Below are 22,787 nucleotides of genomic sequence, written 5' to 3'. Positions count from 1 at the left end.
CATGTATTTCGACCGACGACTATGGGCAATGATGGCGGGATTGCGCTGGCGGGTCGCCGCGGCCGTCGCGCTCGGACTGCTCGCGATGGGTGTCGGGATCCTGCGCTTCGTGTTCCTCGGCCGCGTGCTGGCGCTGGTCTTTTCCGGCGCGCCGGCGCGCAGCATCGGCGAAGCCGTCGTTGCAACGGCGGCCTGCGTGCTGCTGCGCGCGTGGCTCGACCATCGCCGCACGGTGCTCGCGCAGCACACGGCCGGGCGCGTGCAGGCCACGCTGCGCGCGCGGCTGTTCGACCGGATCGCGGCGCTCGGCCCCGCATGGTTCAGCGGCGAACGCACGGGCGGCGTGATGCTGGCCGTCGTCGACGGCGTCGAGCAGCTGCAAACCTTTTTCGGCACCTACCTGCCGCAGCTCGTGATCGCCGCCTGCGCGCCGGTGATGATCTTCGCGGTGCTCGCGTGGTGGGACGTGCCGACGGCCGCCATCCTGCTGGTCGCGGCGCTCGTCACGCTCGCGCTGCCGCAATTCGTGCATCGCGCCGACAAGCGCGCGGCGCTCGCGCGCTCGGCCGCGTTCAAGGCGTTCGGCGAGGAGTTTCTCGACGCGGTGCAAGGCCTGCCGACGCTGAAGGCGTTCGGGCAAGGCACGGCGTTCGGCGCGAAGCTGGCCGCGAAGGCACGCGCGCTGTCCGACAGCACGTTCTGGGTGCTCGCGCTCGGCCTGCTGACGCGGCTCTTCACCGATCTCGGCACCGGCCTCGGCGCGGCCGCCGCGATCGCGGTCGGCGCGTGGCGCGTGCGGCACGGCGACATGAGCCTCGAGGCGCTGCTGATCGTGCTGATGGCCGGCAGCGAGATCTTCCGGCCGCTGCGCGACCTGCGGTCGGTGTTGCATCAGGGGATGATCGGCCAGTCGGCGGCGAATGCGATCCATGCGCTGCTCGACGCGCGGAGCCACACGCCTTCCACCGATGCGCCGCGCGTGCAGGGCCTGCGGCCGGAGATCGCGTTCGACGCCGTCAGCTTCGCGTATCCGGGGCGTCGCGCCGACGCGCATGCGGCGCTGAGCTTCTCGGTTCGCGAGGGCGAGACGGTCGCCATCGTCGGGCCGAGCGGCGCGGGCAAATCGACCATCGTGCGCCTGCTGCTGCGTCAGCACGATGCGCAGGGCGGCGCGGTCCGCATCGGCGGCCGCGACGTGCGGACGCTCGATGCCGGCCAGGTGCGCGAGATGATCGCGGTCGTCGCGCAGGATGCGACGCTGTTCGACGGCAGCGTCGCCGACAACCTGCGGCTCGGCCGCCCCGACGCGAGCGACGCGGACATGATCGCCGCCGCGCGTGCGGCCAACGCGCACGATTTCATCTCGGCGCTGCCGGACGGTTATGCGACGCGCATCGGCGAACGCGGGCTCATGCTGTCGGGCGGCCAGCGCCAGCGCCTCGCGATTGCCCGCGCGCTGCTGCGCGACGCACCGATCCTGCTGCTCGACGAGGCGCTGTCGTCGGTCGACGCGGAGAACGAAGCATTGATCCAGGAGGCACTCGACCGGCTCACGCGCGGGCGGACCACGCTCGTGCTCGCGCACCGGCTGTCCAGCGTGATCGGCGCCGACCGCATCCTGGTGCTCGACCAGGGGCAGGTGGTCGACGAGGGCACGCACGCGGCGCTGATCGCGCGTGACGGCCCGTATCGCCGGCTGATGGGGCCGCAACTGGAAGCGGTCGCCGAATCGGCCGGCGTGGCGACGACGGCCGGCGCGACCGCGCGCGCGTCGTCCGGCCCGCAAGTGCGGCCGCTGAACGACGATGCGGCCGAGATCGGCTGGCCGGAAACGCTGCGGACGCTGCTGCGGTTCGTGCGGCCGTGGACGGGCAAGGTCGTGCTGACGGTGCTGTTCGGGATCGGCCGCGTGCTCGCGTTCATCGGCGTCGGCGTGATCGGCGCGCTGGTGGTCGGTGCGGTACCGGGCGGCCATGTGAGCCCGGCGCTCGTCACCGCACTGCTCGTGATCGCGCCGGTGGCGGCCGTGCTGCACTGGCTCGAATCGTGGCTCGCGCACGACATGGCGTACCGGCTGCTCGCGGAAATGCGCATCGCACTGTTCGCGACGCTCGAACGCCTCGCACCGGCCGGGCTGCTGCGCCGCCGTTCCGGCGATCTCGTATCGCTCGCGACGCAGGACGTCGAGACCGTCGAGTATTTCTATGCGCATACGCTGGCGCCCGCGTTCGTCGCGGTGCTCGTGCCGGCCGCCGTGCTGGTGCTGCTCGCGTCGGTCGCGTGGCCGCTCGCGCTCGCGCTGCTGCCGTTCCTGTTGTGGGCCGGGCTTGCACCGGTGCTGGCGCGGCGCGAGGTCGACCGGCTCGGCACCGGCGCGCGCGAAGCGCTCGGCCAGCTCGGCGCGCACCTGACCGAGACGATCCAGGGGCTCGCGGAGCTGACCGCGTTCCAGGCCGTCGCGCGCCGGCGCGAAGTGTTCGTGGCCGAAGTCGATGCGTACCGGAAGCAACGCGCCAGGCTGCTCGACGACCTGTCGACGCAGAGCGCCGCACTGGAAGTCGCGAGCGGGCTCGGCGGGCTGGTCGTCGCGGCGCTCGGTGCGCTGCTGTGCGCGCGCGGCTGGTTTCCGCGCGAGTCGTTGCCGCTGCTGGTGCTGGTCGCGGTGGCCGCCTTCATGCCGGTTGCCGAAATCGGCCAGGTCGCGCGCCAGCTCGCCGACACGATCGCGTCGACGCGCCGCCTGCGCGCGCTGGAGAAGGAGCCCGTGCCGGTGACGGACGGCACGCATGCGCTGCCCGCCGATCCGGCGGTGCGCTTCGAGGCGACGTCCTTCACGTACCCGGGCCGCAGTGTGCCCGCGCTCGACCGCGTGAGCTTCGAGATGGCGCCCGGCAGCACGGTCGCGCTGGTCGGCGCGTCGGGCGCGGGCAAGTCGACGGTCGCGAGCCTGCTGCTGCGCTTCTGGGATCCGCAGCAGGGCCGCGTGACGCTCGGCGGCGTCGACCTGCGCGACCTGCGGCTCGACGACCTGCGGCAGCACATCGCACTGGTTGCGCAGGATACCTACCTGTTCAACGACACGCTGGAGGCGAACATCCGGCTCGCGGCGAACGATGCGTCCGACGCGGACGTGCAGCGCGCGATCGAGCATGCGGCGCTCGGCGAATTCGTCGCGCGGCTGCCGGACGGGCTCGCGACACGCGTCGGCGAGCGCGGCGTGCAGTTGTCGGGCGGCCAGCGCCAGCGCGTCGCGATCGCGCGTGCGTTCCTGAAGGATGCGCCCGTGCTGATCCTCGACGAAGCGACGTCCCACCTCGACACGATCAGCGAGCAGCAGATCCGCGCGGCGCTGGAAGACCTGATGACGCAGCGCACGTCGATCATCATCGCGCACCGGCTGTCGACCGTGCGCAATGCCGACCTGATCCTCGTGATGGAGCAGGGCAGCGTGATCGAGGCCGGACGGCACGCGGACCTGCTGGCGCGGCAGGGTGCGTATGCGCGGCTCGTGTCGCATCAGGCGAGCGGGGTGGCGGTGTAAGCGACGTCGCATCGGCGCGCGGGCCTCGCTTCCGGCGGTTCCGCGCGCATGCCGCAACATTCGTCGAGTCACGCCGGCGGTAGCCTGTGTCGCGGGGGACGCCGCCCCGGCACGGCACCGTACCCGATCGCCGACGCTTCACGCTGACAAACCCAATGCGCGGGCCGCGACGATTGTCCGGGCGCCCGCGCCATCCTCCTCCTCTCGTGCGCGACGCCCCGGGGCAGCAAGCCGGCCCGGTCACCGCCAACTGCGCTCAGGCGCCGCCGCCGTTTGGCCCGGGTGCTTCGCCCCGCGCCACCCTCCCTTTCCTCCGATTTATCCGCGCCGCGCGCCCCGGGTTTGTTTCGATGCATTTATCCGTTGCGCGTTTTTTTGTTGTCGTAGTATCGCGGTTGACAACACTTGTTGCACTAAGGTCTAATTCGACATCGCATGTTGCGGTGCGGCTTGATGTCGTCGTTACCGCCGGCCGGCTGGCCGGTCACATCGCTCAATCATGCGGAGAGAAACCATGAGTCGCCGTTCCTTCCTGAAAGCCGTCGCGGTCGTTGCCGCGCTCGGCGCAAGCCTCGCACACGCGGATACCAGGACGCTCGTCGTCGGCACCGACACGTCGTTCATGCCGTTCGAGTTCAAGCAGGGCGACAAGTATGTCGGCTTCGATCTCGACCTGTGGGCGGAGATCGCGAAGGACCAGGGCTGGAAATACACGATCCAGCCGATGGATTTCGCGGGCCTGATCCCGGCGCTGCAGACGCAGAACATCGACGTCGCGCTGTCGGGGATGACGATCAAGGAAGAGCGCAAGAAGGCGATCGACTTCTCCGCGCCGTACTACGACAGCGGTCTCGCGGCGATGGTGCAGACCGGCAACACGACGGTCAAGTCGATCGACGACCTGAACGGCAAGGTGATCGCCGCGAAGACGGGCACCGCGACGATCGACTGGATCAAGGCGCACCTGAAGCCGAAGGAGATCCGCCAGTTCCCGAACATCGACCAGGCCTACCTCGCGCTCGAAGCCGGCCGGGTCGACGCGGCGATGCACGACACGCCGAACGTGCTGTTCTTCGTGAACAACGAAGGCAAGGGCAAGGTGAAGGTCGCGGGCCAGCCGGTCAGCGGCGACAAGTACGGGATGGGTTTCCCGAAGGGCAGCCCGCTCGTGCCGAAGGTCAACGCGTCGCTCGTGAAGATCAAGGCCGACGGCCGCTACGCGCAGATCTACAAGAAGTGGTTCGGCGCCGAGCCGCCGAAGATGTAAGCGCGACGGCGCACCATGGCGCGGCCGGGCGGCCGCGCCGGTCTTGAATCGAACGGGGAGCGACAAGTGAATTTCGATTGGTCGGCGATCTGGGCGGCGTTGCCGGACCTGATGGACGGGGTCCGGTTGACGGTGTTCATCGCATTTTTCGGGCTGGTGGGCGGCTTCATCGTCGGGATGATCGCGGGCATGTTCCGCGCATACGGACCGAAGGCGATGAACGTGCTCGCCCAGGTCTATATCGAGTTGATTCGCGGCACGCCGATCGTCGTGCAGGTGATGTTCCTGTACTTCGCGCTGCCGCTGCTCGCGCATATCCGCATCGACGGCCTGACGGCCGCGATCATCGCGATCACGGTGAATTCCGGCGCGTATCTCGCGGAAGTGGTGCGCGGCGCGCTGCTGTCGATCCCGAAGGGGCTGACGGAAGCGGGGCTCGCGATGGGGTTGTCGATGCCGCGCGTGCTGCTGAAGGTGGTCGGGCCGCTCGCGTTCCGGCGGCTGATTCCGCCGCTCGGCAACCAGTGCATCGTGAGCCTGAAGGACACGTCGCTGTTCATCGTGATCGGCGTCGGCGAACTGACGCGCAAGGGGCAGGAAATCATCGCGGGCAATTTCCAGGCGGTCGAGATCTGGAGCGCCGTGGCCGTCATCTACCTGCTGCTGACCGGCGCGATGACGCTGACGCTGCGGCTCGTCGAAAAGAGGATGAGAATTCTATGAGCATGATCGAATTCCGGAATGTGTCGAAGAGTTTTGGCCACGTGCCGGTGCTGAAGCACATCGACCTGAAGATCGACGCGGGCGAGGTGGTCGTCGTGATCGGCCCGTCCGGCTCGGGCAAGTCGACGATGCTGCGCTGTATCAACGCGCTCGAGAAAATCACCGGCGGCGAGCTGCTTGTTGACGGCCAGAGCGTGCGCGGCAACGCGACGACGATCCGCAACATCCGGCTCGAAGCCGGCATGGTGTTCCAGCAGTTCAACCTGTTTCCGCAAATGACCGCGCTCGAGAACGTGATGTTCGGGCCGATCCAGGTGCGCGGCGCGTCACGTGCCGACGCACGCGACCAGGCGATGGCGCTGCTCGACAAGGTCGGCCTCGAATCGCGCGCGAATCATTACCCGTCGGAGCTGTCAGGCGGCCAGCAGCAGCGCGTCGCGATCGCGCGTGCACTCGCGATCCGGCCGCGGCTGATGCTGTTCGACGAGCCGACGTCGGCGCTCGATCCGGAATTGCGCCACGAAGTGCTGAAAGTGATGCAGGATCTCGCCAACGAAGGGATGACGATGATCGTCGTCACGCACGAGATCGGCTTCGCGAAACGGGTCGGCACGCGCCTGCTGTTCATGGATCAGGGCGGCATTGCCGAGGACGGCCATCCGGTCGACCTGATCGACCGGCCGCCGACCCCGCGCCTGAAGGAATTCCTGAAACACGTGTCCTGAACGAAACCGAAATGGCCGACATGCCGCTTTCCCTTTCCCCCGTCGTCGCCGGCGCGCCGTTCGACATCGGCGTGCGCCTCGGCGAGCTCGCCCGTCCCGTGTTCGATGCGTACATGCAGCAGAGCAGCGCGTGGCAGGCCGTGCGCCGCTGGCGCGGCCATCCGTTCGTCGATGCGCTGCGGCAGGCGGCGCTGGCCGCGTACCCCGATCTCGTCGCGGAACTGGACGGGATCGCGGCGGGTGTCGGCTGGCCGGCCGGGGACATCTTCCTGTGGAACTGCCGCGGCGAGCTGATCCACAACGCGCCGGACGGCTGCACGACGCTGGCCGCGCGCGACGCGGCCGGCACGCGCTGGATCGCGCACAACGAGGACGGCGATCCGTTCCTGCGCGAACGCTGCCTGCTCGTCGACGTGCAGCCCGTGGGCAAGCCGGGCTTCGTCAGTTTCTACTACCCGGGCTCGCTGCCGGGGCACACCTTCGCCGCGAACCGGGCCGGCATCGTGCAGGCGATCAACAACCTGCGGATCAGGACGCCCGCGCCGGGCGTGCCGCGCATGATCCTGGCGCGCGCCGTGCTCGATACGGCGTCGCTCGACGAGGCCGCCGACGTGCTGCGCGTGAATGCGCGCGCGAGCGGCTTTCACCATACGCTCGGCGCGACCGGCGACACGCGGCTGCTGAGCATCGAGGCGAGTGCCGCGCGCTGCTCGGTCGTCGACGTGGCGACGCTGGCCGGGCACGCGAACCATCTCGTGCATCCGGGCTGTGAAGCAGAGGCGCAGATCGTCACGCAATCGTCGGCCGACCGCCAGCGCCGCGTCGACGCGCTTGTTCCCGGTATCGACGCGATCGATGAAGCCGCGCTGCTGCGCGTGCTCGGCGATCGTGCACCGGAAGGGCTGCCGATCTACCGCGACGATCCTGCGGACCCCGACGACGAAAATACGCTGGCCACGGCCGTGTTCGCGATCGGCGCGGCGTCGATCGACGTCACCATTCACCAACAAGGCACGCAGCGTTTCGCGACGCGCATCGTGCCGTCCGGACGCGCGCACGACGCATCCTGATCCATGAGGCAACGCATGACGACCGTTTTCCATCGCGCTCCGCGCGCCACCTTGCCCGTCGCCGTCGCAGGCGACGGCATCGAGATCATCGACTCGACCGGCAAACGCTATATCGACGCGTGCGGCGGCGCGGCCGTTTCGTGTCTCGGCCACAGCAACCAGCGCGTGATCGACGCGATCAAGCGGCAGGCGCAGCAACTGGCCTACGCGCACACGTCGTTCTTCACGACCGACGTGGCCGAGGAACTCGCCGACCGGCTCGTCGAAGCCGCGCCGGCCGGCCTCGAACACGTGTATTTTGTGTCGGGCGGCTCCGAGGCGGTCGAGGCCGCGCTGAAGCTCGCGCGCCAGTATTTCGTCGAGAAGGGCGAGCCGCAGCGCAGCCATTTCATCGCGCGACGCCAGAGCTATCACGGCAACACCCTCGGCGCGCTCGCGATCGGCGGAAATGCGTGGCGGCGCGAGCCGTTCCTGCCGCTGCTGATCGAGGCGCACCACGTGAGCCCGTGTTTTGCCTATCGCGACCAGCTGGCGGGCGAAACCGACGAAGCGTATGCGCAGCGCCTCGCGGACGAGCTCGAGCAGAAGATCGTCGAGCTCGGCGCGGACAATGTCGCGGCGTTCGTCGCGGAGACGGTGGTGGGCGCAACGGCCGGCGCGGTGCCGCCGGTGCGCTCGTACCTGAAGAAGATTCGCGCGGTGTGCGACAAGTACGGCGTGCTGCTGATCCTCGACGAGATCATGTCGGGGATGGGCCGCACGGGCTACCTGTACGCGTGCGACGAAGACGGCGTCGCGCCCGATCTGCTGACGATCGCGAAAGGGCTCGGCGCCGGCTACCAGCCGATCGGCGCGACGCTGGTGAGCGACCGCATCTACCGGACGATCGTCGACGGCTCGGGTTTCTTCCAGCACGGCCACACGTACCTCGGTCATGCGACCGCGTGCGCGGCCGCGCTCGAAGTGCAGCGCGTGATTGCCGAAGAGAAGCTGCTCGACAACGTGAGGGCGCGCGGCGAGCAGTTGCGCGCGTCGCTGCGCGAGCATTACGGCGCGCATCCGCATGTGGGTGACGTGCGCGGCCGCGGGCTGTTCGTCGGCGTCGAGCTCGTGCGCGATCGCGACACGAAGGCGACGTTCGATCCCGCACTGAAGCTGCACGCGGCGGTCAAGCGCGAAGCGATGCAGCGCGGGTTGATGGTGTATCCGATGGGCGGGACGATCGACGGCGTTCACGGCGATCACATCCTCGTTGCGCCGCCTTTCATTTGCACCGCGCAGCAGATCGACGCGATCGTCGAGCGGCTGTCGGGCGCGATCGACGCGGCGCTCGCGTCGGCCGGCGCGTGAACGCATCCGCACCTCATCGGGACATGACCATGACAGACAGACTACCGCCGTTCGATCCCGCGTCGGCCACCGACGCACAGAAGGCCGTGCTGGCCGACATCCTCAGCGGCCCGCGCGGCAACCTGAACGGGCCGTTTCTCGGCTGGATCGCGAGCCCCGAGCTGGCCCAGCACGCGCAGAAGCTCGGCGCATTCTGCCGCTATCGCACGGGCCTGCCGCTGCGGTTGTCGGAACTCGCGATTCTCGTGACGGCCGCGCGCTGGCGCTCGCAGGCCGAGTGGCACATCCACCATCCGATCGCGCTCGAAGCGGGGTTGCCGGCCGCGACGGCCGACGCCATTCGACTCGGCGTCGCGCCCGCATTCGAATCGGACGACGATGCGCTGATCCACGCGTTCGCGAGCGAGTTGTACGACACGCGGCGCGTGAGCGACGCGACATTCGCGCGGGCGCAAGCACGCTTCGGCCACGAAACCGTCGTGAATCTCGTTGCATTGCTCGGCTACTACGCGCTCGTCGCGATGACGCTGAACACGTTCGGCATGCGCGCGGACGGGCAGACCGAATTGCCGTTTCCGGAGTAAGGGCGGCGTTCCGGCCGTGCCGGAGCGGGGTGGCGATACGTCTGACGAACATCGTGACGACCTGCTGCCGGCACAATGCAACCAAATGTATTCATGCGGGATCGGCGGCCGATCGCCGCGTATGATGGCTTGTTCACGTCGACATGATCGGTGAGCAAGCATGACGAGTACCCGCAAGACCTTGATGATCGCCGGTGGGCTCCTGGTAGCCGCGGCCGGCACTGCCTACGTGATGCTCCTGCGCGCGGACCACCGTGCGATCGAAGACGCCGGCATCGGCGATTCGGCCGCACCTGCGGCCGTGGCACCGGCGAACAACGATCACGCGGTGCAGGGCGCCATCGCGCCGCCGGCCCCAGCGGCGCGGGCCGATACCGCATCGAAGCAGGCAGCCGTTTCCCCGCAGCCACCCGCCCCGGCAACGCCCGCACCCGCACCTGCACCCGCGCGTGTCAGTGCCGCACCCGCATCCGTCCCCGCCGTTCCTGTCGTCAGCGAGAAAGCGCAGCCGAGCGCGCCGCCGCCGAAGGTCAACGTCGTGACCGTCGATGCGCAGGATTCGACCCCGCCGGCCGCAGCGCCGGCTGCGAAACCTGCGCGGGCGGTTGCCCCCGCGCAGGTCACGCAACGCGCGCCGCGCAAGCGCGACGGTCTCGAACGCCACGCGGCCGCCGCGCCTTCCGCAACGAAATCCGAAACGCCGGAGACGGCCGCGCTCGTGAGGGAATCGGCGAAGCTCGATCCGTCGTTGCCGCCGCCGCCGGCGTCGTCGATGTCGTCGACATCATCGATATCGTCGAGCGCCGGGTCGTACCGGCAGGGCGGTTCGTCGTCGGGCGCGAATCCGGTTGCTGCTGCGATGACCGAGCAACTGGTCAGGCAGTCGAGCAGTGTCAAGCCGCCGTCACCGGCGCCGGTAAACGACGCCCCGACCACGACCAAGTAACCGCGATCGCACCTGGAATAAAAAGGGCCCCGCACGCCGACCAAAGCATGCGGGGCCAAGAGAGACAAACTGTTGCGCCGATGTGCGACGCGCGTTACGCGGCAACCGCTTCCTCGGCCTGCGGTCGCGCGGCGGCAACCGGTGCAACGTCCTGCCGGATCAGGTGGTCGAACGCGCCGAGCGATGCCTTCGCGCCTTCACCCACCGCGATCACGATCTGCTTGAACGGCACCGTCGTCACGTCGCCGGCCGCGAACACGCCCGGCACCGACGTCGCGCCGCGCGCATCGACGACGATCTCGCCGTGCTTCGACAGTTCGACCGTACCTTTCAGCCATTCGGTGTTCGGCACGAGGCCGATCTGTACGAACACGCCTTCGAGATCGATGCGCTGCGTTTCGCCCGAGCGCAGATCCTTGTAGACGAGCCCGTTCAGCTTGCTGCCGTCGCCGGTCAGTTCGGTCGTCTGCGCCTGCGTGACGATCGTCACGTTCGGCAGGCTGCGCAGCTTGCGCTGCAGCACTTCGTCCGCGCGCAGTTGCGCGCCGTATTCGATCAGCGTGACTTCCTTCACGATGCCGGCGAGGTCGATCGCGGCCTCGACGCCCGAGTTGCCGCCGCCGACCACCGCGACGCGCTTGCCCTTGAACAGCGGGCCGTCGCAGTGCGGGCAGTACGCGACACCGCGATTGCGGTATTCGCGCTCGCCCGGCACGTTGATTTCGCGCCAGCGCGCGCCGGTGGCGAGAACGATCGTCTTCGCCTTCAGCACCGCGCCGTTCGCGAGGCGGATCTGGTGCACGTCGCCCGGGATCAGCGCGTCGGCGCGCTGCACGTCCATGATGTCGACGTCGTATTGCTTCACGTGCTGCTCGAGCGCGGTCGCGAACTTGGGCCCTTCGGTTTCCTGCACCGACACGAAGTTCTCGATCGCCATCGTGTCGAGCACCTGGCCGCCGAAACGCTCGGCGACGACGCCCGTCGCGATGCCCTTGCGCGCCGAGTAGATGGCCGCGGCCGCGCCTGCCGGGCCGCCGCCGACGATCAGCGTATCGAACACCGGCTTGTTCTCGAGCGACTTCGCGGCACGCTCGCTCGCACCCGTATCGAGCTTCGCGAGGATTTCCTTCACGCTGCTGCGGCCCTGGCCGAACGATGCGCCGTTCAGGAACATCGTCGGCACGGCCATGATCTGGCGCGACTCGACTTCATTCTGGAACAGCGCGCCGTCGATTGCGACGTGGCGGATGCGCGGGTTGATCAGCGACATCACGTTCAGCGCCTGCACGACTTCCGGGCAGTTCTGGCACGACAGCGAGAAGTACGTCTCGAACGCATAGTCGCCGTCGAGCGCGCGGATCTGTTCGATCACGTCGTCGTCGAGCTTGATCGGGTGGCCGCCAGTCTGCAGCAGCGCAAGCACGAGCGACGTGAATTCATGGCCCATCGGGATGCCGGCGAAGCGGATGCCGGCCGGCTTGCCGGGCTCGCCGATCGAGAACGACGGCTTGCGCTCGGCGTCGTCGCGGCGTTCGGCTACGGTCACGCGATCCGTCAGCGACGCAATCTCGTTCAGCAGCGCCAGCAGTTCCTGCGATTTCGCGCTGTCGTCGAGCGAGGCGACGAGTTCGATCGGGCGCGTGATTTTTTCGAGGTACGCTTTCAGTTGGTTCTTGAGATTGGCGTCGAGCATGGCGTTTCGGATTCCGTATTGATGATTCTGGTCGGGCACGTCGTGCCGGAGGAGGGCGCGGGCCGCATGCGGCGGCCCGTCTTCGTGTGTCTCGCGCGCCTCGTGCGAGGCGCGCGGAGCGATCGTCAGATCTTGCCGATCAGGTCGAGCGACGGGGTCAGCGTTTCCGCGCCCGGCGTCCACTTGGCCGGGCACACTTCACCCGGGTGCGCCGCGATGTATTGCGCAGCCTGCACCTTGCGCAGCAGTTCGCCTGCGTCGCGGCCGATGCCGTTGTCGTGGATTTCGCACAGCTTGATCTCGCCTTCCGGGTTGATCACGAACGTGCCGCGCAGTGCCATCCCTTCTTCCTCGATCAGCACGTCGAAGTTGCGCGACAGCGTGAGCGTCGGGTCGCCGATCATCGGGTACTTGATCTTGCCGATCGTGTCCGACGTGTCGTGCCATGCCTTGTGCGTGAAGTGCGTGTCGGTCGACACGCCGTAGATTTCGACACCCAGCTTCTGGAATTCCGCGTAACGGTCGGCGAGGTCGCCCAGCTCGGTCGGGCAGACGAACGTGAAGTCGGCCGGGTAGAACACGACGACGGACCACTTGCCCTTGAAGTTCTCTTCCGAGACGGGCACGAAGTCGCCGTTGTGGTAAGCGGTTGCCTTGAACGGCTTGATTTGGGTGTTGATGATCGGCATCTGGTGAGTTCCTTTGCTTCAGTGGTGAGTGGAGTGTTGCCAGTATCCGGGTTCACCCTGAGCTTGTGAAATTGCTTGTTTCAATCCGGGGCATCGGGAATTTCTATCTGCTTCCGGCCCTTGATTGGGTGGGGCTTGGGGGGGCTTGTGAGGCGGTGGGCGGATAGCCGATGAATGCGGGTTGACAGCGGGGCAGTTTGGCGTGATGTGCCGGCGCGAGTAGCTGGCACATTGCGTGCGCAGGATGGTCGTCTCGCGCGTTCGTATCAGGTGCTGCGGGAGGGCCGAGTTCCGGCGCATACAACGGGCTCCGGACTCGGAGGTGACTTGGCGCTGACTCAGAGCTTGTAGGGCACGCGAACGCCGGGTTCGGTGGCAGGGAAGTCCTTCGTGTTGCGCGACACGAGCAGTAGACCGTTCACTTGTGCCGATGCCCAGACGATTGCATCGGGAAGGCGTATGCGGCGTTCCTTGCGGATTGTCACGGCACGATTCGCAACCGGGCTGTCCAGTGCGATGACATCGAACGACGACAGCCACGCGCGGATGGGTGCCTCGTCCTGTGCGGACGTGCCGACCAGGACCTCCATCCACGAGATCGTGCTGATCGCCCGATAGTCGTAGCGGCCCAGTTCCGCACGAGCGGATTCCACGCCGCCCAGATAGTCGATCAGGATGTTGGTATCGAAGAGAGCTTTTACCATTCCGAGCGCAGTTCTTCCTGATAGGTGAGCCCGTCGACCTTGCGATCTTTCCAGAGACCGAAGACGTCGTCGGCAAGCCGGTGCTTGTGCAAGGCAATATAGGCATCGATCGCGTCGCGGATGATTGCGGCGCGGGGACGATGTTGAGTCTCGACGATGACGGCCAACTCGTCGAGTTGGCCGTCCGACAGATCGACCAGAATTCGGCTCATGATAGCCTCCGATATATGATATGCATATCATATATACCAGATCTTTCGGCCGCAAGACGGTAGCAAGCGAATCGGCGCAGCGTACCCCGCTCAAATCCCCGCCATCTTCCTCAACCACTCCGCCAGCCGCCGCGCCCCGTCCGGCATGTCCGCGTCCTCGCGCGTGCACAGGTAGTAATCGCGCCCGTCGTCGAGCGCGTGATCGAACAGTTTCACGAGCGCGCCATTCGCCAGTTCGCGTTCGACCAGCGGCGCGCGCAGCAATGCCGCGCCGAGATCCGCGCGCGCGGCGCTCAGCGTCAACTGGCCGTCCTCGAACATCGGCCCCACCGCGTGCGACACATGCCGCACCCCGGCGCCCTGCAGCCAGTTGACCCACGTGCTGCGATCCTCGTCGTGCACGAGCGGCGCGCGCGCGAGATCGGCCGGCGTGCGGAACGGCCCGTGGCGCTTCAGGAACGACGGGCTGCACATCGGCACCATCGCGCCCGGCAGCAGGCGTTCGCAGCGATAGCCGGGCCAGTCGCCGGTGCCGAAGCGGATCGACAGGTCCGATGCATCGCTGCGGTAGTTGCGGTGATGCGCGTACAACACGGTGACGTCGACGTCCGTGTTGTCGGCCAGGAACGCATGCAGCCGCGGAATGAACCAGCCGATGCCGAGCAACGGAATCAGGCTGACGGTGATCTGCCGCAGCGACGAGCGGTCGCGCACGAAGCGCGTCGCGCTGCGCAGCACCGAGAACGCGGCGCTGATCGAGCGGTAGTAATCGCGGCCTTCGTCGGTGAGCGCGAGCAGCCGGCCCTCGCGCACCGTCAGCGGCGTCTGGATGAACGCCTCGAGCAGCTGCAGCTGATGGCTGACCGCCGACGGCGTGATGTCGAGCTCGCCCGCGGCGGCGGTCACCGACCCGAGGCGCGCGAAGGCTTCGAACGCACGCACCGCGCGCAGCGGTGGATCGTGCGGCAATTGTTCGATATTTTTCATGTGTCGAATTTTATCGAAAAATCAGGGTAAGCGACAACACAAAAATATCCTGTATTTACAGTGATATAGGTTAATGTGTCGCCAGCGGCATAAGCATCCAACAATTGGGTATTTGGGGTTTGGGTGCTCAATATTTAATATTTTTCATGTTTTGATTTGATCCACCGATCCCCGCACATGAAAATCGCTTTCCTCCACGCCAGCCTCGCATTCTCGGCGGCCGCTCTGGTCGCCTCGGTTCCCGCCTTCGCGCAATCCGCGCCGCAGACGGTCCTGATCGGTCTCGCCGCGCCGCTCACCGGCCCGTCCGCGCGGATCGGCAAGGACCTGCAGAACGGCGCGCAACTCGCGATCGACGATGCGAACGCGAAGCATCCGACCATCGGCGGCAAGCCGGTCGTCTACAAGCTCGTCGCGGCCGACGATCAATCGGATCCGCGCACGGCCGTCGCGGTCGCGCAGCAGCTCGTCGACCAGCACGTGATCGGCGTCGTCGGCCACTGGAACACGGGCTGCAGCGTGCCGGCATCGCGCGTCTACCGCGACGCGGGCATCCCGCAGATCGCGCCGGCGTCCACCGGCCATCAATACACGCAGCAGGGTTATGCGACGGCGTTCCGCATCATGGGTCACGACGATGCGGGCGGCAACTTCACGGGCGCGTATGCGGTGAAGACGCTGAAGGCGAAGCGTATCGCGGTGATCGACGATCGCACGTCGTTCGGCGCGGGGCTCGCCGACCAGTTCATCAAGGGCGTGCAGGCGAACGGCGGGGCGATCGTCGATCGCCAGTACGTGAACGACAAGACGACCGATTTCAGCGGCGTGCTGACCGCGATCAAGGGCAAGCGCGCGGATCTCGTGTTCTTCGGCGGCCTCGATGCACAAGCGGCGCCGATCGCGCGCCGGATGCGCCAGCTCGGCGTGAACGCGCCGCTGCTCGGCGCGGGCGGCTTCGTGAGCCAGACCTTCCTGTCGCTCGCGGGCAAGGACGGCGACGGCGTGACGGCGCTTGAACCGGGCTTGCCGCTCGACCGGATGCCGGGCGGCAAGGCATTCGACACGCAATACCAGGCGCGCTTCCGTGCGCCGATCGAACTGCATGCGCCGTTCGCGTACGACGCGGCGGCCACGCTGATCGCGGCCGCGCAGAAGGCCGGCACGACGCAGCCGGCGAAGCTGGTCGCCGCGGTGCGTGCGATCGACCGGCCCGGCGTGACGGGGCGGATCGCGTTCGACGGCGAAGGCAACCTGAAGGACCCGGCCTTCACGATCTACCAGGTGCGCGGCGGCAAGTGGACCGTCGTCGACGTGCTCGGCGGCTCGCGCACCGCGACCAAGTAAACAACACGGCGCAACACAGCGCGACACATCGATAAAACGACCCGGACGATCCCCATGACCGAAGCGACCCAGACATCCGCCGCCGCACCCGAGGACACGCGCCTCGGGATCCTCGCGCGGCGCCGCATCGAAGCGGAAATCATCAAGCCGATCTACGAGATCATGAAGCGCGAGTTCGGCGCCGAGCGCGCACAGGCCGTGATCGCGGAAGCCGTGCGCGGCGCGGCCGTCGACGCCGGCCGCACGTTCGCCGCACAGGAGCCGGGCGGCACGAGCGTGAAGTCGTTCATCGCGCTGCAGGTGCTGTGGGAGAAGGACGATGCGCTCGACGTCGAGGTGCGGCGCGCGGACGACGCGCACTACGACTACGACGTGCATCGCTGCAGCTACGCGGAGATGTATCACGCGATGGGGCTCGGCGAGATCGGGCATCTGCTGAGCTGCGCGCGCGACAGCCATTTCATCCAGGGTTATGCGCCGGACATCGCGCTCACGCGCACGAGCACGATCATGCAGGGCGGCAAGCGTTGCGATTTCCGTTACGCACTGCAATCCGCGCCGGAGAACGGCGATGCGTGACGATCATGGCAGCGTGGATATCGTGAGCGCGCCGCGCGTCGACGGCGATCGCCTGTGGGCGTCGCTCGAGCGGATGGCGCAGATCGGCGCGACGCCGAAGGGCGGCGTCTGCCGTCTTGCGCTGACCGACCTCGATCGCGAGTCGCGCGACCTGTTCGTGCAATGGGCGCAGGACGCCGGCTGCACGGTGCGCGTGGACCGGATGGGCAACGTGTTCGCACGCCGCCCGGGGCGCAATCCCGACGCCGCGCCGGTCATGACGGGCTCGCACGCCGATTCGCAGCCGACGGGCGGCCGCTACGACGGCATCTACGGCGTGCTCGGCGGGCTCGAGGTCGTGCGCGCGCTGAACGACGCGGGCGTCGAGACCGAGCGCCCGATCGACGTCGTGATCTGGACCAACGAGGAAGGCTCGCGTTTTGCGCCGGCGATGGTGTCGGCCGGCGTGTTCTCGGGTGTCTATACGCTCGAATACGGGCTGTCGCGCACCGACGGCGCGGGCAGGACGATCGGCGAGGAACTGGCGCGGATCGGCTACGCGGGCACCGAGCCCGTCGGCGGCTATCCGGTGCACGCGGCGTATGAACTGCATATCGAGCAGGGCCCGATTCTCGAACGGGCCGGCAAGACGATCGGCGTCGTGACGGGCGGGCAGGGGCAGCGCTGGTACGAAGTGACGCTCACCGGCGTCGACGCGCACGCGGGCACGACGCCGATGGAGGTCCGCCGTGATGCGCTGGTCGGCGCCGCGCGGATGATCTCGTTCATCGAGGTGCTCGGCCGCCGTTACGCGCCGGACGCACGCGCGACGGTCGGAATGATCGAGGCGCGGCCGAACTCGCGCAACACGGTGCCGGGCGGCTGCTTCTTCACGGTCGAGTTTCGTCATCCGGACGATGCGGTGCTCGACGAACTGGACGCGGCGCTGCGTGCCGAACTTGCGCGTGTGGCCGATGAAACGGGCCTCGGTGCGCAGATCGAGCAGATTTTCACGTATGCGCCGATCCCGTTCGCGCCGCGCTGCATCGACGCGGTGCGTGACGCGGCACGGGCGCTCGGGCTGTCGCACATGGACATCGTGTCCGGCGCGGGTCATGACGCGTGTTATGTCGCGCGCGTTGCGCCGACCGGGATGATCTTCGTGCCGTGCGTCGACGGGCTGAGCCACAACGAGGCCGAAGCGATTACGCCCGAGTGGGCGGCGGCGGGGGCGGATGTGCTGTTGCGTGCGGTGTTGCGGAGCGCGCAAGAGGCCTGAGCCCGAGCGTGACGGCAGCGGCCCGGCGGCAGGGTGTGCGCCGGGCCGCGCCGGTTTCGGCCTGGCGCCGCGAACACGAAATTCGCGTCAGGCCGCCGGCGAATGCCGATCGATGTATCGGCGCATCACGTAAAACGCAGTATCGGTGCGCCCCGGCATCGTGACCAAGGCTCCATCGGCCGCAAACCCGAGCTTTTCATAGAACCGGTACGCCACTTCGCGTGCCGTACACCACACGAGCGCGGCCCCGTGCGCTTGCGCATGCCGCACGCAAACCTGCACCAGCACGCGCCCGTAGCCCATGCCGCGCACGGCAGGATGAACGGCCATTCCGCGAAGCCGCCACGCGGGCCGTGCCGGATCGTCATCGCGCGGCTCCTCGCAGAGCGAGGCGACCGCCACGATGTTCGACCTGTCGTCGCGCACGCCGACATGCAGCGTCGTCGGCGCATGGTCGCCAGCCAGTTCGCAGGCGTTCAGGTCGCCGTTCAGCAGGATCGCTGCCCGGAGCGGGTGCGTCTGCGCGGCGTCGATCGATGCGATGGTGAACAGCGTGTCGCCTGAAGTCATCAACGTTCCTCGTGCAATCGGGCCGCGCGTTATCGAGCGGCCTTGCGCCGCGCCATATACGCGAGATACGCGACGATCTGTTCGAGTTCCCGGTCGCTCAGCTGGTCGGGCGGAAACGCCGGCATGACGCGGCCCGGCCAGTCGCGCACCGATGCCGGGTTGCGGATGTAGCGGCGCAGCGCGGCCGGCTGGAAGTAGTCGACCGGGTTCATCGGCGTGTTCAGGTCGGGGCCGGCATGGCTGCTGCCCGCGCCGTCGAGCCGGTGGCATGCGAGGCATTGCGTGACGAACAGGTGCTGCCCCGCACGGGCCGGATCGTCGGCAGGCAACGCGGCATCCACGGCAAGCGACGGCCAGCGCGCGAGCGGCGACGATTCGATCGTGACGCGCACGATCTGGTACGGCCACTGCTCGCCGCGCACCGACGCGGCGTCCGGCCCGAGCCACACCAGATAGAACGGCCCCGCGCTGACCTGCTTGCCGGGCAGCTTCGGCCATGGATGGGCCGGGTCCTCGATCGCGAGCCACGGAACGGCGCCGGCCGGCGCGCGGCGGCGCACGAGATCCAGTGGCAGTTGCGCGGCGAAGCCGTCGGCGGCGCGCGTTTCGAGCACGCCGTCGGCGGGCAGCGGCGTGTCGCCGAGCAGCGCGGCGAACGGCACCGCGCGGAACGTCATCGGCCGGCCGTACGCGATGTCGCGCGGCACACGGATGTCCGTCGCGTCGGGGCGTGCGAGCAGCGTCTGCCGGGTGAGGGTGCGGGCCGTGCCGTCGGTGTCGAGTTCGAGCGTGGACTGGGCCGACGCGCGTTGTCCGAGCAGGCAAACCGTCAGCAGCACGAGCGAAAACCACTGGCGCTTCAGCATTCGTTCTCCGGGAAGGGGCGTTCCGGCGGCGGCAGGAGGCGGGCACCGCGGCCGATGGAAGGAATCGGGCGACAGTCTATCCGGTACGCGCGGCGCTGGCGACTGCGGCGCGGGACGGGTGACCGGTTCCGCGCGACGGTGTATCGTGCTTCGTCACGCACCGGGTGCGGCCAGCCGCAACCGACACCGGGCCGCGGGCGCGAGGATACCGTCGGCGCCGCGCGACTCGGCGGCATTCGACGAGACCGGACAACACGCATGGGCTCCCGGCAGAGCGGGCGTTTGCCCATATCCGACGATCGTGGCCGCCGACGCGATCGAACACCTCGCCGTCGACCGCATCGTGACGCCGGCCGTGCTCGGCCGCGCGCGCGACGGCACACTCGACTATCAGACGGCCAAATGGGTGTGGCATTGCATGGCGCGGTTTGGACTGGAGCGCGAAAACGCGGACTGACCGCACCCATCCGGCATGAGCCGCGCGATACCGGCGCGATGTCGCTTCAATGACTCGAGCAAGGCGCTTCGCGTTTCGGCATCGGCGTGTCATGCGCCGGTTCGAAATCGGCTTCGCGCGTGCCCGACGGTGTCAGCGACACGAAATGCATCGCGTTGCCGCGCGCCGGGAAACCGGCGATGCCCGTCATGCCCCACGGAATCGGCGAACGCTGCACACCACCGACCGCGATCTCCGCCGGCCCGAGCGCCAGCGTCAGCAGCCGCCCGTCGCGGATCGGCACGTACGCATGCGTGCCGGACACCCCGATGCCGGATTCGCGCACCGACGCCGGCAGGCAGTCGAGCGTCGCCGTGCGGCGGCCGTCCGGCGCGATCAGCATCGCGATGCCGCGATCGTCCGCCGTCGTCGTGACGACGATGAAGCGGTCGATCTCCGGCACATACGCGGACGCGTAAACGTAGTACTGGATCGCGTCGTTCAGCGTCCCCAGCTTGTCCAGCCTCGCGGTGACCGGGTCGAACATCGCGTATTCGAGCGTCGCGTCCGTGCTGCCTTCGATGAACTTCTGCCACACGAGCAGTGCGGCATGCGGCGAGCCCGCGACCACGGGCCACCACTCGCGGCGGTGCGGCGCGACCGCGACGTGGTTCAGCACGCGCCCGACCGCGTCGTAGGTCTTCACGTAAACGCCGTTGCCGGTGCCGAGGTTGTCGACGCCGCCGCCGTCGATCCAGTCGGCGGAATAGAACACGACGAAGCGGTCGGCAGCCGTGGCGACGTGCCCCGAGTGGCCGCCCGATTCGACGTCGTTCGGGTAGGGCTTGACCGGCTTCAGGTCGCGGCGGTACACGCCGTAGCGCTGGCTGACTTCCTGCGGCGCGTTCCAGCCGTCCTCGAACGTGACGAAGATGTCGCCGCGCGCGTTCTGCGCGATCGACACGGGTTCCTGCGCCTCGGGGCGGCTGATGAACGTATGGACGTGCAGCAGGTGCGCCGCGCCGGGCAGCCATTCGCCGACGTACACGTCATGCGGCCAGCTGCCGCTGCGCATCGCGCCGCGCGGCACGATGCCCGAGCTGCTGAAGAACACCCAGCGCTTGCCGCTGCCGGCGTCGGCCACGCCGATGCCGTGCATGAAGCTGCGCGGATCGGTGGCCGGGTGGGGGGACGGGGCGGCCGGTACGGTGACCGTATGCACGGCCGGCGTGGCGGCGAAGGCCGGCGGCGCCGTGACGATGCCGCATGCGCCGCACAGCGCGGCCGCGACGCGCCGCGCGACCGCCTGCGCCGGGCGCGCTCGCCACCTCATTCGACGGTCACCGATTTCGCGAGGTTGCGCGGCTTGTCGACGTCGGCGCCGCGCGCGCAGCCGACGTGATACGCGAGCAGTTGCAGCGGGATCACGTTGACGATCGGCGACAGCAGGTCGCTCGATTCGCGCACGCGGATCAGGTGCGTGTCGCGGTCGGCGTCGATGTCGAGTGCGCTGCCCGCCAGCACGTAGAGCCGCCCGCCGCGCGCGCGCACCTCGGCCATGTTGGACTTCAGCTTCTGGAACAGGCGGTCGTCCGGCGCGATCGTGACGACCGGCATCGCGCTCGTGACGAGCGCGAGCGGGCCGTGCTTCAGTTCGCCGGCCGCGTAGCCTTCGGCGTGGATGTACGACACCTCCTTGAGCTTCAGTGCGCCTTCCAGCGCGATCGGAAAATGAATGCCGCGCCCGAGGAACAGCGCGTTTTCGGTACGCGCGAACTTCGCGGCCCAGCCCATGATCTGCGTTTCGAGCGCGAGCGCGTGGCCGATGCGCTCGGGCAGCGCGCGCAACTGCTTCAGGTGCAGCGCGACCTGCGCCGCGTCGAGCCGGCCGCGCAGCTGCGCGAGCGTCAGCGTCAGCACGAACAGCGCGACGAGCTGCGTCGTGAACGCCTTGGTCGACGCGACGCCGAGCTCGATGCCGGCCCGTGTCAGGAACCGCAGCGGCGCGTTGCGCGCGATCGTGCTGGTCGCCACGTTGCAGATCGCCATCGACAGTTCCTGGCCCATGTCGCGCGCACGCTCGATCGCGCCGATCGTGTCGGCGGTTTCGCCCGATTGCGAGATGCCGACGACGAGCGTGCGCGGATCCGCCACCGTGTCGCGGTAGCGGAATTCGCTGGCGATCTCGACCTGGGCGGGCACGCCCGCGATCGACTCGAGCCAGTATTTCGCGGTCAGGCCCGCGTAGTAGCTGGTGCCGCAGCCGAGCAGCAGCACGCTCCTGACTCTCGACAGTCGCGCGCGCGCGGCGTCGGTCGCGTCGAACAGCGCCGGCGAGATCGTGTCGATGCCGTCGAGCGTGTTGTCGATCGCCTTCGGCTGCTCGAAGATCTCCTTCTGCATGAAGTGCTGGTACGGGCCGAGCGCGGCGTCGCCTTCGCGTGCCTTCACCTGGCACAGCGGGCGCTGGGCGTCGTGCCCGCCCGAGTCGACCACGGCGATGCGCTCCGGCGTGATCAGTGCGACGTCGCCGTCCTCCAGGTAAACGAAGCGGTCGGTCAGGTCGCCGAGCGCCGCGCAATCCGACGCGAGGTAGTTCTGTTCGGCCCCGATGCCGATCACGAGCGGCGAGCCCGCGCGCGCGGCGACGAGGCGTTGCGGCTCGCGCGCGCTCAGCACGGCGATCGCGTACGCGCCGTGCAGCCGCTTCACCGCGCGCACGACCGCGTCGAACAGGTCGTCGCGATAGAGGCTGTGGATCAGGTGCGCGATCACCTCGGTATCGGTCTGGCCGCGAAACGTGTAGCCGCGCTCGCGCAACTCCACGCGCAGCGCGTCGTGGTTCTCGATGATGCCGTTGTGCACGACCGCGATCGTGTCGCCGGACATGATCGGATGCGCGTTCATTTCCGACGGTGCGCCGTGAGTCGCCCAGCGCGTATGCGCGATGCAGGTCTGCGCCTCGAGGCCCAGCGTCAGCACGCGGGCCTGCAGGTCGGTCACGCGCCGCAGCGTGCGCTCGCTGCGCAGGCGGCCGTCGTCCTGCACGGCGATGCCGCACGAATCGTAGCCGCGATACTCGAGCCGGCTCAGCGCATTGACCAGTTGCGGCACCTGATTGTTCAGGCCGCTTGCTCCGACGATTCCGCACATGATTCACCTCGTCTGCAAAAACTGCAAAAGGTTGCCGGCCTGCCGACACAGCGCGGCAGTGCGGCTTCAGGAGTGGCGCCGCGCGGCACC

Annotated in this window: 21 protein-coding genes; 12 read left to right on the top strand and 9 right to left on the bottom strand. The window is 68.3% G+C overall.

The genetic code is table 11. The annotated features are described in order from the left end of the window. The first annotated feature begins 1 nt into the window (after position 1). The 8 genes from APZ15_RS18695 (at position 2) to APZ15_RS42200 (ending at position 10,206) form a co-directional block, all read left to right on the top strand. Positions 2-3,541 carry an ABC transporter ATP-binding protein/permease gene (locus tag APZ15_RS18695; protein WP_049097983.1) on the top strand — a complete coding sequence of 1,180 codons (3,540 nt, stop codon included), beginning with the start codon at positions 2-4 and terminating at the stop codon, positions 3,539-3,541. A gap of 514 nt (positions 3,542-4,055) precedes the next feature. Beyond that, positions 4,056-4,808 carry a glutamine ABC transporter substrate-binding protein GlnH gene (gene glnH, locus APZ15_RS18690; RefSeq protein ID WP_027791282.1) on the top strand — a complete coding sequence of 251 codons (753 nt, stop codon included), beginning with the start codon at positions 4,056-4,058 and terminating at the stop codon, positions 4,806-4,808. Positions 4,809-4,823: 15 nt separating this feature from the next. After that, a complete protein-coding gene (gene glnP, locus APZ15_RS18685; RefSeq protein ID WP_021160890.1) occupies positions 4,824-5,531 on the top strand; it encodes a glutamine ABC transporter permease GlnP in 708 nt (235 codons plus the stop codon). Continuing rightward, on the top strand, positions 5,528-6,256 hold the full coding sequence (glnQ, locus tag APZ15_RS18680; protein ID WP_027791283.1) for a glutamine ABC transporter ATP-binding protein GlnQ: 729 nt from the start codon (positions 5,528-5,530) through the stop codon (positions 6,254-6,256). Before glnP ends, glnQ begins: the two co-directional genes overlap by 4 nt. A gap of 20 nt (positions 6,257-6,276) precedes the next feature. Next, complete coding sequence (locus APZ15_RS18675) at positions 6,277-7,326, top strand: C45 family autoproteolytic acyltransferase/hydolase (RefSeq protein WP_027791284.1); 1,050 nt, start codon at positions 6,277-6,279, stop codon at positions 7,324-7,326. Positions 7,327-7,341: 15 nt separating this feature from the next. Beyond that, positions 7,342-8,676: an aspartate aminotransferase family protein gene (locus APZ15_RS18670; RefSeq protein WP_027791285.1), complete on the top strand. Its 1,335-nt coding sequence runs from the start codon at positions 7,342-7,344 to the stop codon at positions 8,674-8,676. Positions 8,677-8,705: 29 nt separating this feature from the next. Further along, positions 8,706-9,260, top strand: coding sequence for a carboxymuconolactone decarboxylase family protein (locus APZ15_RS18665; RefSeq protein WP_027791286.1), 555 nt, complete (start codon positions 8,706-8,708; stop codon positions 9,258-9,260). Between the two features lie 160 nt (positions 9,261-9,420). Further along, a complete protein-coding gene (locus APZ15_RS42200; protein ID WP_027791287.1) occupies positions 9,421-10,206 on the top strand; it encodes a hypothetical protein in 786 nt (261 codons plus the stop codon). A gap of 94 nt (positions 10,207-10,300) precedes the next feature. On the opposite strand, the gene ahpF is transcribed toward APZ15_RS42200, so the two are convergent. From ahpF to APZ15_RS18635, 5 genes are all read right to left on the bottom strand, one after another. Next, positions 10,301-11,899 (bottom strand): alkyl hydroperoxide reductase subunit F, encoded by a 1,599-nt coding sequence (gene ahpF / locus APZ15_RS18655; RefSeq protein ID WP_027791288.1) that lies wholly within the window; start codon positions 11,897-11,899, stop codon positions 10,301-10,303. Between the two features lie 125 nt (positions 11,900-12,024). Further along, positions 12,025-12,588, bottom strand: a complete 564-nt coding sequence (gene ahpC / locus APZ15_RS18650) for an alkyl hydroperoxide reductase subunit C (protein ID WP_006488685.1) — start codon at positions 12,586-12,588, stop codon at positions 12,025-12,027. Positions 12,589-12,926: 338 nt separating this feature from the next. Beyond that, positions 12,927-13,292: a type II toxin-antitoxin system VapC family toxin gene (locus APZ15_RS18645; protein ID WP_021160897.1), complete on the bottom strand. Its 366-nt coding sequence runs from the start codon at positions 13,290-13,292 to the stop codon at positions 12,927-12,929. Then, positions 13,286-13,504 carry a hypothetical protein gene (locus APZ15_RS18640; RefSeq protein ID WP_021160898.1) on the bottom strand — a complete coding sequence of 73 codons (219 nt, stop codon included), beginning with the start codon at positions 13,502-13,504 and terminating at the stop codon, positions 13,286-13,288. The genes APZ15_RS18645 and APZ15_RS18640 overlap by 7 nt, the downstream gene beginning before the upstream one ends. Positions 13,505-13,594: 90 nt before the next feature. Further along, the gene (locus tag APZ15_RS18635; protein WP_027791289.1) at positions 13,595-14,491 is read right to left on the bottom strand and encodes a LysR substrate-binding domain-containing protein; all 897 of its coding nucleotides are present in this window, start codon (positions 14,489-14,491) and stop codon (positions 13,595-13,597) included. A gap of 177 nt (positions 14,492-14,668) precedes the next feature. Between APZ15_RS18635 and APZ15_RS18630 the strand changes: the two genes are divergently transcribed. Genes APZ15_RS18630 through APZ15_RS18620 form a run of 3 tightly spaced genes read left to right on the top strand, consistent with a single transcriptional unit; the run spans position 14,669 to position 17,672 of the window. After that, the gene (locus APZ15_RS18630) at positions 14,669-15,835 is read left to right on the top strand and encodes a branched-chain amino acid ABC transporter substrate-binding protein (RefSeq protein WP_027791290.1); all 1,167 of its coding nucleotides are present in this window, start codon (positions 14,669-14,671) and stop codon (positions 15,833-15,835) included. Between the two features lie 54 nt (positions 15,836-15,889). Continuing rightward, positions 15,890-16,414, top strand: coding sequence for an L-2-amino-thiazoline-4-carboxylic acid hydrolase (locus APZ15_RS18625; RefSeq protein ID WP_021160901.1), 525 nt, complete (start codon positions 15,890-15,892; stop codon positions 16,412-16,414). Continuing rightward, positions 16,407-17,672, top strand: a complete 1,266-nt coding sequence (locus APZ15_RS18620; protein WP_027791291.1) for a Zn-dependent hydrolase — start codon at positions 16,407-16,409, stop codon at positions 17,670-17,672. Before APZ15_RS18625 ends, APZ15_RS18620 begins: the two co-directional genes overlap by 8 nt. 87 nt (positions 17,673-17,759) lie before the next feature. On the opposite strand, the gene APZ15_RS18615 is transcribed toward APZ15_RS18620, so the two are convergent. Both APZ15_RS18615 and APZ15_RS18610 read right to left on the bottom strand, forming a co-directional pair. Next, entirely contained in the window at positions 17,760-18,242 is a 483-nt protein-coding gene (locus APZ15_RS18615; RefSeq protein WP_027791292.1) for a GNAT family N-acetyltransferase, read from the bottom strand. A 29-nt stretch (positions 18,243-18,271) separates the two neighbouring features. Then, on the bottom strand, positions 18,272-19,108 hold the full coding sequence (locus tag APZ15_RS18610; protein ID WP_027791293.1) for a c-type cytochrome: 837 nt from the start codon (positions 19,106-19,108) through the stop codon (positions 18,272-18,274). Positions 19,109-19,409: 301 nt separating this feature from the next. Between APZ15_RS18610 and APZ15_RS41005 the strand changes: the two genes are divergently transcribed. Continuing rightward, entirely contained in the window at positions 19,410-19,565 is a 156-nt protein-coding gene (locus APZ15_RS41005) for a hypothetical protein (protein WP_155253147.1), read from the top strand. Positions 19,566-19,611: 46 nt separating this feature from the next. Here APZ15_RS41005 and APZ15_RS18605 read toward each other — a convergent pair whose 3' ends face one another. Both APZ15_RS18605 and glmS read right to left on the bottom strand, forming a co-directional pair. Further along, positions 19,612-20,877 carry a hypothetical protein gene (locus APZ15_RS18605; protein ID WP_027791294.1) on the bottom strand — a complete coding sequence of 422 codons (1,266 nt, stop codon included), beginning with the start codon at positions 20,875-20,877 and terminating at the stop codon, positions 19,612-19,614. After that, positions 20,874-22,697, bottom strand: a complete 1,824-nt coding sequence (gene glmS / locus APZ15_RS18600; RefSeq protein ID WP_027791295.1) for a glutamine--fructose-6-phosphate transaminase (isomerizing) — start codon at positions 22,695-22,697, stop codon at positions 20,874-20,876. Before glmS ends, APZ15_RS18605 begins: the two co-directional genes overlap by 4 nt. Between the last annotated feature and the right edge of the window lie 90 nt (positions 22,698-22,787).

The sequence above is a fragment of the Burkholderia cepacia ATCC 25416 genome, from assembly GCF_001411495.1.
Lineage (GTDB): Bacteria > Pseudomonadota > Gammaproteobacteria > Burkholderiales > Burkholderiaceae > Burkholderia > Burkholderia cepacia.
Note: the sequence above shows the minus strand (reverse complement) of the source record. Positions and strands in the feature narration are given on the sequence as shown.